The sequence below is a fragment of the Solimonas marina genome, assembly GCF_012241385.1.
Lineage (GTDB): Bacteria > Pseudomonadota > Gammaproteobacteria > Nevskiales > Nevskiaceae > Solimonas > Solimonas marina.
In genome coordinates this window covers 113,837-126,670 of record NZ_JAAVXB010000006.1, presented here as the reverse complement: position 1 = coordinate 126,670, position 12,834 = coordinate 113,837, and the positions used below count along the sequence as shown (strand labels likewise).

The following is a 12,834-nucleotide window of genomic DNA, read 5'->3' as shown; positions in this document are numbered from 1 at the left end:
GATGACGCCAGACGCGGAAGTCGAAGCGCTGATGCAGCAGATGCTGCGCCTGCCGCTGTACGTCGTACAAAGCCGGCCGCTCGGCGATGTGGCGGCGATGCGTGCGAAATTGCACGCGCATCTACGCTACATGATCGACCTCGAGGCCGCCGGTGTGCTGTTCGCATCGGGGCCTTATGTCGATGAAGCCGGCGGTATGGACGGCGCAGGGATGACCATCCTGCGCGCCATCAATCTTGAGGCCGCGACGGCCATTGCCCGCCGCGATCCGATGGTGGTTGCCGGCCTGCGCACCGTCGAGGTTCGTCGCTGGTTGATCAACGAGGGGGTGATCAGCCTCAACGTGCGATTTTCCCAGGGCAGCGCGTCGCTCAGTTAGCAGAGACTGCGGGCGAGGGTGAATGGCAGTTGGATGAAAGCGGCTTCATCCAGCGTGGCGGGCGATGTCAGGTCACGGATAGCGGTTTTCCGGTAGCATTCGCGCCCTGAAAACCCATCCCACGAACGCTCCGAGCCTCATGACCACGATTCGCCAGGAAGACTTCGTTCAGTCGATTGCCGACGCCTTTCAGTACATCAGCTATTACCATCCGCTCGATTACGTGACCGCGCTGGGCGAGGCCTACGAGCGTGAGGAAAACCCGGCGGCAAAGGATGCGATTGCGCAGATTTTGACCAATTCGCGCATGAGCGCCGAAGGGCATCGGCCGATCTGCCAGGACACCGGCATCGCCACCGTGTTTCTGAAGGTGGGCATGGACGTGCGCTGGGATTCGACGATGTCGGTGACCGACATGGTCAACGAAGGCGTGCGCCGCGCCTACAACGACGCCAACAACAAGCTGCGCGCCTCGGTGCTGGCCGACCCGGCCGGCAAGCGCCAGAACACCAAGGACAACACGCCGGCGGTGATCCATTACGAGATCGTCCCGGGCCATCACCTCGAAGTGATCTGCGCCGCCAAGGGCGGCGGTTCGGAAGCCAAGTCGAAGATGGTGATGCTCAATCCGTCCGACTCGATCGTCGACTGGGTGCTGAAGACGCTGCCGACGATGGGTGCCGGCTGGTGTCCGCCGGGCATTCTTGGCATCGGCATCGGCGGCACGCCGGAAAAAGCGATGCTGCTGGCCAAGGAATCGCTGATGGCGCCGGTCGACATTCACGACCTGAAGGCGCGCGGCGCGCAGAACCGCGCCGAGGAACTGCGCCTGGAGCTTTACGAGAAGGTCAACCAGCTCGGCATCGGCGCCCAGGGTCTCGGCGGTCTGACGACGGTGGTCGACGTCAAGGTCCTCGACTATCCGACGCATGCCGCCAACCTGCCGGTGGCGATGATCCCGAACTGCGCGGCGACCCGTCATGTGCACTTCCACCTCGACGGCACGGGCCCGGCCGAGCTGCCGGTGCCGACGCTTGAGGACTGGCCGAACGTCACCTGGGAGGCGAACACCGAGGTCGCGACGCGCGTCAACCTCGATACGCTGACCCAGGAAGAAGTGGCCAGCTGGAAGCCGGGCCAGACGCTGCTGCTCAACGGCAAGATGCTGACCGGCCGCGATGCCGCACACAAGCGCATTCAGGACATGCTCGCCAAGGGCGAGAAACTGCCGGTGGACTTCACCAATCGCGTGATCTACTACGTCGGCCCGGTCGATCCGGTCGGCGACGAGGTCGTCGGTCCGGCCGGTCCGACCACGGCGACGCGCATGGACAAGTTCACCGATATGATGCTGGCGCAGACCGGTCTGATCGCGATGGTCGGCAAGGCCGAGCGCGGTCCGACGGCGATCGAAGCGATCAAGAAGCACAAGAGCGCCTACCTGATGGCGGTCGGTGGTTCGGCCTATCTGGTCGCCAAGGCGATCAAGGCGTCGAAGGTCGTCGGCTTCGAGGACCTCGGCATGGAAGCGATCTACGAGTTCGACGTCAAGGACATGCCGGTGACCGTGGCGGTCGACGCCGGCGGCGAATCGGTGCACGAGACCGGGCCGAAGCTGTGGAAACAGAAGATCGCCGGCAAGATCGGCAATATTCCGGTGGCCCTGGCCTGAAGGCTCGACGCGGACGCACGACGTGAACCTGCTCAATTTTCGCTTGTTGTGCCTGCTCGGGTTTCTGGCGTGCTACGGGGCGCTGGGGTTCGCGATCCTGTATCTGCAGCAGACGCTGGGCTACGAGCCGTGCCCGTTCTGCATCTTCCAGCGCGTCGTCATGGCGGTGCTGGGACTGGTATTCCTGGTCGGTGTGATTCATGGCCCCAAGGCCGCGGGCCGCTGGGCGTATGCCGGGCTGGCGGCGCTGGTCGCCGTGGTCGGCATCGGAATTGCTTGGCGTCACGTCTGGCTGCAGGGATTGCCGCCAGATCAGGTGCCGGCCTGCGGGCCGACGCTGGACTACCTGCGTGAGATCATGCCGATCAACCAGGTGATCATCACCGTGCTCAAGGGTGACGGCAGCTGCGCCAAGATCGACGCGCAGTGGCTGGGCATCACCCTGCCGGGCTGGGTGTTGGTCAGTTTCATCGGATTTACGCTGTATTCATTGTTTCTGCCTTTGCTGGCACGGAAGCCGACTAGGAGCTTTTCATGACGTATGCGACAACCGATCTGTCCGACGCCCACCCCGAGGCGCAGGTCGCCGAGCCGATTTTCGGTGATTTCGGTGGTGCCACCGAGTTCTATGGCCAGGTCGTGACCGTCAAGGTCTTCGAGGACAACACCATGGTGCGCGCGCTGCTCGAAGAGCGCGGCAATGGCCAGGTTCTGGTGGTCGACGGTGGCGGCTCGGCGCGCTGTGCGCTAGTCGGCGGCAATCTCGGCCAGCTTGGCGTCGACAACGGCTGGGCCGGCATCGTCGTCAACGGCTTCATTCGCGATTCCGGCGAGATCGTCGAGCAGGCGATCGGCGTCAAGGCGCTGGGCACGCATCCGCGCAAGTCGGAAAAAGGTCTGCACAGCGGCCATCGCAATCGCACGGTGACGTTCGCCGGCGTGACATTCAAGTCCGGCCAGTGGCTGTACGCCGATGCGGACGGCATCGTCGTGTCGGACACCCCGATTCACGACGAGAAGTAGGACGGGATTTAGGGCGCCGCATCGGGGAGGGCCGACGGCGATCCGGTACATATCGACTTCACCATGAGCGCGCGGCGAGGCGCAGGTGGAGATAGCAGGGGTTGGGGATGATCAAGAGGTTGATGTGGGCCGCCGGATTGGCGCTGCTGCTGCTGGTCGCGGCCTGCGGTGGTTCGGGCGGCAGTGATGACGGCGGTGGCTCGAGCACCGGCGGCGAGACCACAGGTGGTGCGACGACGGGTGGCGATACGACCGGTGGCGACACCACGGGTGGTGATACCACCGGTGGTGACACGACCGGCGGCGATACCACGGGTGGAGACACGACGGGCGGTGACACCACCGGTGGCGACACGACGGGTGGCGAGACCGGCACCGAGACCAGTTGCCAGAGCGGCTTCTCTCCGGAAAAGGCTGCGGCCGACGTTGCCGACGGTACGGAAAATTGCGCGCCACTGGCCGGCACGATCTGCCCGGTCGACGCCGACGCCAATCTGTTGCAGCGTGATCCGATCGCCTGCGATGGCGTCGAGTACGCCGAGTACACCGCCAGTACGTCGGACTACACCTCGACCTACTACGCGATCAAGGCCAGCACGACCACCAGCTACGACGCGATCTACGTCGGCTTGCACTACCTGCTGGCCAACAAGGGAGCGTTTACCAACATCGTGCGCTTCCAGGAGCTGGCCAAAGCGCGTCATGTGCTGGTCCTGGTGCCGCAGGCTCCGTCGCTGACGCCGGGCGTGCAGACGTCGCGCTGGCCCAGCGGGACCGCGCTCGACAAGGGACAGGTTGACCCGACGATCACCTGGCTCAATCAGGTGGTCACCGACGCGCGGAGCAACTACAACATCGACAGCTCGGTGCCGATCTACGTCTCCGGCCTGTCGAACGGCGCGACCATGGCTTACCTGTATGGCTGCACGTACAAGCAGGTCAAGGCGGTGCTGGCGGTGTCGAGCGAAATCACCGAGAACTCGATGACCGGGCGCTGCACGAGCAGTCATCCACTCGGCTCGGTCATCGTGCACGGCACCAACGACACGACGACGCCTTATAACGGCGTGGCGCTGCTGACGACGGTGTCGATTCCGGATATCCACACGCACTTCAACAGCATCGATGGCTGCACCGCCACGGACGACAACGTGCAGATGCTGAACTACGTCGACGACATGACGGTGACGATCGACTACACACCGGCCGATACCTGCACTTACCGCAACTTCCTGGTGACCATCGATGGCGGCGGCCACAACTGGCCGGGCAGCGACCGCGAAACCAACGTCGGCCAGCTGGTGTTCGGCAGTCATACCGCCAACTTCGATGCGACGCTGGAGGGCTACGACCTGCTGCGTCTGGCCGCCGGCGACGAGTAAGCGCGCCCGCTGAGGGCGTGTGAAGCGTCGTCGGTGCGCTGCAGCAGCGCGATCGAGGCGATCCGAACATGGCGGCACAGGATCTGACCAGCGGCCCGGTACGCGGGCATCTGCTGCGCATGAGCGGCTTCATGCTGCTGACGATGCTGATGCAGACGCTGTACAGCATCATCGATCTGTTCTGGGTTGGTCGCCTCGGCCGCGAAGCGATCGCGGCCGTCGCGCTCGGCGGCAACCTGATGATGGTGGTGATGGCGGTCGGGCAGACGCTGGCGATCGGCGCTGCCGCGCTCATTGCCCAGGCTGCCGGGCGCAAGGACATGGCCGAGGCGCGGCGGCTGTTCACGCAGGCACAGAGCGTCTCCGGCGTGCTCGCCGTGCTGCTGTTGCTGCTGATGTACGCCGGCCGCGGCCTCTACGGCGACACGCTGGCTGGCGATCTGCGCACGGCGGCGTTGACGCGCGAATTCCTCGGTCCGTTCATTCCGGCGCTGGCCTTGCAGGTGCCGATGTTCGTGCTGTCCGCGGCGCTGCGCGGTGTCGGCGACGTGCGTACCGCGTCGATCGCGCAGCTGGTGACGGTCGTCCTCAACATGATGCTGGCGCCGGTGCTCATCTTCGGCTGGGGCAGCGGCCATCCCCTCGGTGTCGCCGGTGCGGCGCTGGCCACGTTGATTTCGATCGCGCTCGGCGTCGCGGGTTTGCTCTTGCACGTCGTGCGCAAGACGCAGTTCTTCAGTAGCGAATGGCGTCTGGCACCGCGGCTGGCCTGGCGCATGATGCGCATTGGCCTGCCGTCCGGTGCAGAACTGGCGCTGATGGCGGTCTACATGAGCTTCATCATGGCCATGCTGCAGCGCTTCGGGCCGGCGCCGCAGGCCGCATTCGGTATCGGCATGCGCATTTTGCAGGCCGGCATGATGCCGTGCATGGCGGTGACCTTCGCCACCGCCGCGATCGTCGGCCAGAACTACGGTGCCGGACATGGCGCGCGGATACGCGAGGCGTTCATGCATGCGCTGCGCTTCAATCTGGTGGTCGCAACCTTGTTCTGCATCGCCTTCCATGTGGCGCCGGCGGCGCTGATCCGGCCGTTCTCGCATGATCCCCAGGTGCTGGTGGCGGGCGCCGACTTCCTGCGCTGGATTGCCTGGAACCAGATCGCCGTTGCGGTGATCTTTGCCTGCAGCGGCGTATTTTCCGGCTTCGGCAACACGCTGCCATCGCTGATCGGCTCGGCGACCCGCATCGGAGCGGTGATGGGCGGCGGCCTGCTGCTGTCGCGCGATCCGCGCTTCTCGCCGGTCTGGCTCTGGGTGCTGTCGGTGAGCGCATCGGTCGGGCAGCTGATCATCAATGTCGTCCTGTTGCGGCGCGAGTTGCACCGGCGGTTGCCGCCGGCGCCCGAGGCGACGACGGCGGACGCGCCGCTCTGAATATCCGGCGGCCGCTGCCGCCGCGCCCTGAAAGCGTCGCGTGCGAGCCGCCGCGACCCGGTTGTGTAGCGTGCGTGACGCCTTGTCGCGTCGCCGATTCAGCGCTGTTTCATCGGCGTGACGCCCGCAAGCGCCGGGAAAATAAGGAAATCATGATTTCTCATTGCGCAGTGGCCGAAGTGACAACGGACACCTGATTCCTGAGTGCTGTGCTGCAACATGACGGTTTCTATAATTGCGGCCCCCAAGGGTCCGCCGCCTGATTCGACGCGACTTGCAACATCCGTCGGGCACCGCGCGGGCACTGAGGCCCCGTTTCTTTCATCCCCGTGAGGATCGATTCAATGACGCGCGAAGAGCAGATCAAGGCCCTTGAGCAGGACTGGGCGACCAACCCCCGCTGGAAGAACGTCAAGCGTGCATACACCGCTGCCGACGTCGTCCGTCTGCGCGGCAGCATGCAGCCGGAATACACGCTGGCCAAGCGTGGCGCCGAAAAGCTCTGGGACGCCATCAATGGCAGCGCCAAGAAGGGTTACGTGAACGCGTTCGGCGCGATCACCGCCGGTCAGGCGATGCAGCAGGCCAAGGCCGGCCTCGAAGCCGTCTACCTGTCGGGCTGGCAGGTCGCCGCCGACGGCAACACGTCGGAAACGATGTACCCCGACCAGTCGCTGTACGCGTATGACTCGGTGCCGACGATGGTTCGTCGCATCAACAACACGTTCAAGCGCGCCGACGAAATCCAGTGGGCCAAGGGCGTCAACCCGGGCGACAAGGAATTCGTCGACTACTTCCTGCCGATCGTGGCCGACGCCGAAGCCGGCTTCGGTGGCGTGCTCAACGCCTTCGAGCTGATGAAGAACATGATTGCCGCCGGTGCCTCGGGCGTGCATTTCGAAGATCAGCTGGCCGCCGTCAAGAAGTGCGGCCACATGGGCGGCAAGGTGCTGGTGCCGACCCAGGAAGCGGTCGAGAAGCTGGTTGCCGCGCGTTTCGCGGCCGACGTCATGGGCGTGCCGACCATCGTCCTGGCGCGTACCGACGCCGAAGCGGCCAACCTGCTGACTTCGGATCATGATCCGAACGACAAGCCGTTCATCACCGGCGAGCGCACCGCGGAAGGCTTCTACCGCGTCAAGAACGGCCTCGAGCAGGCGATCAGCCGCGGCGTCGCCTACGCGCCGTACGCCGACCTCGTCTGGTGCGAAACCGGCACGCCGGACCTCGGCTTCGCCCGCGAGTTCGCGCAGGCCGTGCTCAAGGAGAACCCGGGCCAGTTGCTCAGCTACAACTGCTCGCCGTCGTTCAACTGGAAGAAGAACCTCGACGACAAGACCATCGCCAAGTTCCAGGAAGAACTGTCGGCGCTGGGCTACAAGTTCCAGTTCATCACGCTGGCCGGCATTCACATCAACTGGTACAACACCTTCCAGTTCGCGTACAACTACGCGCGCGGTGAAGGCATGCGCCACTACACCGAAATGGTCCAGCAGCCGGAATTCGAGGCGCGCGAGAAGGGCTACACCTTCGTCTCGCACCAGCAGGAAGTCGGCGCCGGCTACTTCGACGATGTGACCACGGTCATCCAGGGCGGCGTTTCCAGCGTCAAGGCGCTGACCGGCTCGACGGAAGAAGAGCAGTTTCACTAAGCGGGTGTGTGGCGCGAGGCGCTCCGCCAGCGGGGCACCTCGTGTCGCAGCCCTGTTGAGATGAAACTTGAAAAGGGCCGCTTCGCGCGGCCCTTTTCGCTGATGAGAGAGGCCGCTTTCGGGCGGCCTCTTTCTATTGGGCCGCGATCGCCTTCGTCCGTGGCGCGGGGCTGTCGCATTTTGTTTGATGGCGAAGCGCGTGCAGTCCTTCACGGCACTGGAACGTCGGCATGGCTTCTGCACAGCCTGGGGTCCAGGTGCCGGTCAGGGGCGCTGCCGAATCCTGTTCGCGGCGCGTTAAACGCTCATCGAGGGGCGGCGACGCTGAGTTGTCGGGCGTCTTGACCGCTGGTCATGCCTTGACCACCCGCCGTCTGCCGGCAAGCTGGACGACGAATTTTTTTCGCACAGTGCGTACGAAAGTTCTTGTGTGCGTTGCAACAACGACTATCATGAATTGATCCAAGGAGTTCAAATGATTCGAATCATGCTGGTCGACGACCACCGTCTGGTTCGCGCCGGATTGCGTCGCGTATTGCAGGAAACTGCGGACATGGAAGTGGTCGCCGAAGCGAGCAGCGGCGAAGAAGCGCTGGAGCTGGTCCGCAATCAGGCGCCGGACGTGGTGCTGATGGACATCAACATGCCGGGCATCGGCGGTCTGGAAGCGACGCGGCGGATGATCCAGCGCAATCCCGAAATCAAGGTCATCGTGGTCTCGATGCACCTTGAAGAGCCGTATCCGAGCCGCATGCTCGCGGCCGGCGCGGCCGGCTACATCAGCAAGGACTCGGCAGCCGAAGAAGTGGTGGCGGCGATTCGTCGCGTGCACACCGGCGGTCACTATGTGGCGGCCGATGTGGCCGGCAATCTGGCTGCGAGCCTGGTCAAGGGGCCGAGTGGTGCGTCGCCGTTCGACCAGCTCTCGCAGCGCGAGACGCAGGTCATGCTGATGGTGACCAAGGGTTATTCAACGCAGGAAATCTCCGACCGCCTGCATCTGTCGCCGAAGACGGTCAGCACCTATCGCTATCGTCTGTTCGAGAAGCTCAATGTCTCGAATGACGTCGAGCTGACGCGCATGGCCATGCGCTATGGTCTGCTGGAAGACAAGGTCGAGCCGCCGACGCCATAAGTCGGTGTTGTGAGAAACCGCTGCAAGGTCGCGGCGGACGCGAATATTGGGGAAAGGTCATGTTGTTCGCGAAGCCAATGAAGGCTGGGGATCGTGGGTCTGTGATGGTTGTGGCGGTGTTGCTGGCGATGCTTGGCATCGGCGGTTGCGCATCGCAGGACGTGCTCGACGAAAAAGTCGCCAGCCGTATCCGCACGGTGGCACTGCTGCAGATCAGCGAACCGCAGGTCGAGCAGATCGACCATTACGGCAAGGACAACGAGAGCCATTCGACCGCTTACGCGCAGCTGCTGGCCAGTGCCGGCATCCAGTTCGCGCCGCTGCTGGCGGAGTCGATCAGCCGGCGCCTCGGCGACAGCGGCTATCACGTCAACTACCTCACCCAGGACTACAGTGGTTATGGCGGGCAGGTGACACCGGATTCGGCTGCCGCCCGCTCCGGCGCCGACGCGATCCTGTTGGTGCGCCTCAAGCGCATCGCTTACGTGTCGCCGGGCAAGGACGGAGCCCTGCAGCCCTGGGTGCAAGTCGACGTCCAACTGTTCGATCCCAATACGCACGACTCGCTTTACGCCCGTCAATTCAACGCGGGCTATGCCGGTGACGCCGGCAAGGCCGTGCGCCTGCCGGTCGACCCGAAGTATCGCTATCTGACGGCGTCCGCGCTGCACGCCGATGTCGACGCGTCGGCTGGTGGCTTGAAGGACGCGATGCTGGCGATCGGCGCCGCAATCGGCGAGGACTTCGCCAAGGGCACGCGGCCCATGCTGAAACCGAGCGAGGCGGCAATGGCCGCTGCGCAGGCCGCGCCCGCCGCGCCGCCGCAGACCGCCGAAGATCGCGATCGGGCGACGGCCGAGGCGCTGGCCGCGCAGTGGTCTGATCGCGCGCCGCCGGTTCCGGCGGCCCCGCCGCCCGTGGCGCCACCGGCCGATACGCTCAATGCGGTGCAGGCCGATGCGCAGGCCGACGAGGTGCCGACGCCTGCTGCTGTGCCTGCCGCACCGGTACAGCCTCCGGCTGCCGCTCCGCTGCCTGAAGCGCCGGTCCCGACCGCGCCGCCGCCCGTCGTCGCTGCGGCGGCGCCTGCCGAGCCGATCAGCGGCGCCTTCACCTTGCCGCAGGCGATCACGGTGCATGCGCAACCGCTCGATACCGCCGAGACCGTCGGCGAGTTGCCGGCCGGCGCCGCGGTCAAGGTCGATCCGCGCGTCATTCACAATCCGCTCGGCGACTGGCGCTACGTCACCGGCGACGGCGCCAGCGGTTGGGTGCAACAGTCGGCTCTGCAACCCTGAGGCGCGGCGCCGGCGGCGCCGTGCAGTCCGCTACCATGGCGGGCTTGCCGCAACCGCCGCCGATTCGATGTCCGAGCCTTTCGATCACCGACCGTTTCTACAGCAGCTGACGACGCAACCCGGCGTCTACCGCATGTTCGGCGCCGGCGACGAACTGCTGTACGTCGGCAAGGCGCGCAACCTGAAGAAGCGCGTCAGCACGTATTTTCTGCGCGCCAGCGGCAACCCGCGCATCGAGTCGATGGTCTCGCAGATTCGCCGCGTCGAAGTCACGGTGACGCGCACCGAAGACGAGGCGCTGCTGCTCGAAGCCAATCTGATCAAGGAGTTCGGGCCGCGGTACAACGTCATGTACCGCGACGACAAGAGCTATCCGTACGTGCGCTTTTCGGCGCATCGCTATCCGCGGATCAGCTACTACCGCGGCGCCAAGATCAACGGCGAGCGCTACTTCGGACCGTTTCCGTCCGCCAGTGCGGTGCGCGAGACGCTCAACACTCTGCAGAAACTCTTTCAGCTGCGACCGTGCCGCGACAGCTTCTTCGCACACCGTGACCGTCCGTGTCTGCAGCACCAGATCAAACGCTGCTCGGCGCCGTGCGTCGGCCTGATCAGCGAGGACGACTATCGCGCCGAACTGCGCAACGCTGCGCGCTTGCTGGAAGGCAAGGCCGATGAGCTGGCCGACGAACTCGGCACCTCGATGCAGAAAGCATCGGACGATCTCGAATTCGAGCTGGCGGCGCGCATCCGCGACCAGATCGCCGCCTTGAAGCGCGTGCGCGAGAGTCGCGTGATCAGCGGCGGTGCCGACGACCTTGATCTCATTGTCGTCGCCGAGCATCCCTCGACGAGTTGCGTCGTCGTCATGAGCGTGCGCGACGGCGTCAACCTCGGCCATCGCAGCCACTTTCCCAAGCATGCCGCCCATACCGGCGCCGAGGAATTGCTGGAGAGCTTCATCAGCCAGCACTATCTCGAGCAGCCGGCGCCGCCGGAGATTCTCATCAGTCATCCGGTCGGTGAGTCGGCGCTGCTTGAAGAAGCGCTGGGTCATCGTGCCGGGCGCAAGGTGTCGATCGCCGTGCCGCAGCGCGGCAGCAAGCGGCGCCTGCTCGACATGGCGATGAACAGCGCGACGCAGGCCCTGTCGACACGCCTGGTCGAGGCGGCGAGCATGGACGAGCGCTTGCTCGAATTGCAGCGCGCGCTCGATCTGGAAACGCCGCCGCGCCGTCTCGAATGCTTCGACATCTCGCACACCGGCGGCGAGAAAGCCGTCGCGTCGTGTGTGGTGTTCAACGAGGAAGGGCCGCTGAAAGCGGCCTACCGCAAGTTCAACATCGACGGCATCACGCCCGGTGACGACTACGCGGCGATTCGTCAGGCGGTGTCGCGACGCTTCGCGCGGGTCAAGAGTGGGGAAGTGCAGGCGCCCGACGTGCTGTTCATCGACGGTGGCCTCGGGCAGCTCAACTCGGCGCTCGAAGCGTTGGACGAACTGGAGATGACCGATCTGCGCGTGGTCGGTATCGCCAAGGGGCCGACGCGCCGTCCCGGCCTGGAAGAACTGATCGTACCCGAGCAGGACAGGGCCCTGCGCTTGCCGCCGGATTCGCCGGCGTTGCACCTGATCCAGCGCATCCGCGACGAGGCGCATCGCTTCGCGATCACCGGCCATCGGGGTCGGCGCGACAAGGCGCGCATCAGTTCCGACCTCGAATCGATCGAAGGCCTGGGGCCGACCCGCCGTCGAGCACTGCTCAAGGCTTTCGGTGGGCTGGCACAAATCAAACGTGCCGCGGTCGACGATCTGGCGCGCGTCGAAGGTGTATCCCGCACCCTGGCCGAGCGTGTTTACGCTCACTTCCATTGATTGGTTACTATCGACGCATCGACTCGACGGCACCAACAAGGAAAGCAACGGAGTGCGCCTCAATCTGCCGCTGATATTGACGATGGCACGCGTCGCCGTGATTCCCGTCGTCCTTGCGCTGTTTTACGTGCCGTGGGCGCACGCACGGCAGGTGGCGTGCGTGCTCTACGCCGCGGCCGCTTTCACCGATTGGCTGGACGGCTATCTGGCACGGCGCTGGAAACAGACCACGCGCTTCGGCGCGTTTCTCGATCCGGTCGCCGACAAGCTGCTGGTCGCAGTCTGTCTGGTGATGCTGCTGCGCGACGCGCCGGGTAGTGTGCTCGGCATCCTGGTTGCCATCATCATCGGTCGTGAAATCACGATCTCGGCGCTGCGCGAATGGATGGCCGAGCTGGGCGCACGCACCAGTGTCGCCGTCAGCTGGATCGGCAAATGGAAGACCGGCTTTCAGATGACGGCGATCGGCATGATGATCTGGAAGATCCCGCTGTTCGGCGTCCCGTGGTACGACATCGGCTATTGGCTGCTGTTCGTTGCCGCGGCGCTGACCATCTGGAGCATGGTGAACTACCTGCGCGCGGCCTGGCCGATGATGCGCGAGACCGGCGCCTGAGGCGCCGAAATCGAGGTCATGCGCAATTGCGCAAAAAATGACCTAATAAAATGCTTGACTTAGCGCCGGGCGCCCCTAAAATACGCGTCCTCGATGCGGGAATAGCTCAGTTGGTAGAGCGCAACCTTGCCAAGGTTGAGGTCGCGAGTTCGAGCCTCGTTTCCCGCTCCAAATCGAATAACCCCGGCGGTTCCGACCACGGGGTTTTTTAGTCTGAGGCGACAGCATCGCTGTCGTGTTCGGTTCAGAGGCTAGGTGGCAGAGTGGTCATGCAGCGGACTGCAAATCCGCGTACGCCGGTTCAATTCCGACCCTAGCCTCCATTTTAACGTTCGCCAACGTTCCAGTACGTCCGAAAACCTCGC

11 protein-coding genes and 2 tRNA genes are annotated in these 12,834 nt (G+C 64.6%); all 13 read left to right on the top strand.

The window, feature by feature from the left end; translation table 11 throughout:
* Positions 1-31: 31 nt before the first annotated feature.
* On the top strand, positions 32-379 hold the full coding sequence (locus G7Y82_RS12200) for a YciI family protein (protein ID WP_168148404.1): 348 nt from the start codon (positions 32-34) through the stop codon (positions 377-379).
* A gap of 139 nt (positions 380-518) precedes the next feature.
* Positions 519-2,051 (top strand): fumarate hydratase, encoded by a 1,533-nt coding sequence (locus G7Y82_RS12195; protein WP_168148403.1) that lies wholly within the window; start codon positions 519-521, stop codon positions 2,049-2,051.
* Between the two features lie 22 nt (positions 2,052-2,073).
* On the top strand, positions 2,074-2,589 hold the full coding sequence (locus G7Y82_RS12190) for a disulfide bond formation protein B (protein ID WP_168148402.1): 516 nt from the start codon (positions 2,074-2,076) through the stop codon (positions 2,587-2,589).
* The gene (gene rraA / locus G7Y82_RS12185) at positions 2,586-3,074 is read left to right on the top strand and encodes a ribonuclease E activity regulator RraA (RefSeq protein ID WP_168148401.1); all 489 of its coding nucleotides are present in this window, start codon (positions 2,586-2,588) and stop codon (positions 3,072-3,074) included. Before G7Y82_RS12190 ends, rraA begins: the two co-directional genes overlap by 4 nt.
* Positions 3,075-3,181: 107 nt before the next feature.
* Entirely contained in the window at positions 3,182-4,456 is a 1,275-nt protein-coding gene (locus G7Y82_RS21195) for a CE1 family esterase (protein WP_206370636.1), read from the top strand.
* Positions 4,457-4,524: 68 nt separating this feature from the next.
* Positions 4,525-5,892, top strand: a complete 1,368-nt coding sequence (locus G7Y82_RS12175) for an MATE family efflux transporter (RefSeq protein WP_168148400.1) — start codon at positions 4,525-4,527, stop codon at positions 5,890-5,892.
* Positions 5,893-6,236: 344 nt separating this feature from the next.
* A complete protein-coding gene (aceA, locus tag G7Y82_RS12170; protein WP_168148399.1) occupies positions 6,237-7,544 on the top strand; it encodes an isocitrate lyase in 1,308 nt (435 codons plus the stop codon).
* A gap of 475 nt (positions 7,545-8,019) precedes the next feature.
* Positions 8,020-8,679, top strand: coding sequence for a UvrY/SirA/GacA family response regulator transcription factor (gene uvrY / locus G7Y82_RS12165; protein ID WP_168148398.1), 660 nt, complete (start codon positions 8,020-8,022; stop codon positions 8,677-8,679).
* Positions 8,680-8,780: 101 nt separating this feature from the next.
* Positions 8,781-9,977: an SH3 domain-containing protein gene (locus tag G7Y82_RS12160; RefSeq protein ID WP_168148306.1), complete on the top strand. Its 1,197-nt coding sequence runs from the start codon at positions 8,781-8,783 to the stop codon at positions 9,975-9,977.
* Positions 9,978-10,044: 67 nt separating this feature from the next.
* The gene (uvrC, locus tag G7Y82_RS12155; RefSeq protein ID WP_168148397.1) at positions 10,045-11,853 is read left to right on the top strand and encodes an excinuclease ABC subunit UvrC; all 1,809 of its coding nucleotides are present in this window, start codon (positions 10,045-10,047) and stop codon (positions 11,851-11,853) included.
* 52 nt (positions 11,854-11,905) lie between these two features.
* Positions 11,906-12,469: a CDP-diacylglycerol--glycerol-3-phosphate 3-phosphatidyltransferase gene (gene pgsA / locus G7Y82_RS12150; protein WP_168148516.1), complete on the top strand. Its 564-nt coding sequence runs from the start codon at positions 11,906-11,908 to the stop codon at positions 12,467-12,469.
* A gap of 95 nt (positions 12,470-12,564) precedes the next feature.
* Positions 12,565-12,640, top strand: a tRNA-Gly gene (locus G7Y82_RS12145).
* A gap of 78 nt (positions 12,641-12,718) precedes the next feature.
* Positions 12,719-12,792: transfer RNA gene (locus G7Y82_RS12140), tRNA-Cys, on the top strand.
* Positions 12,793-12,834 lie beyond the last annotated feature (42 nt).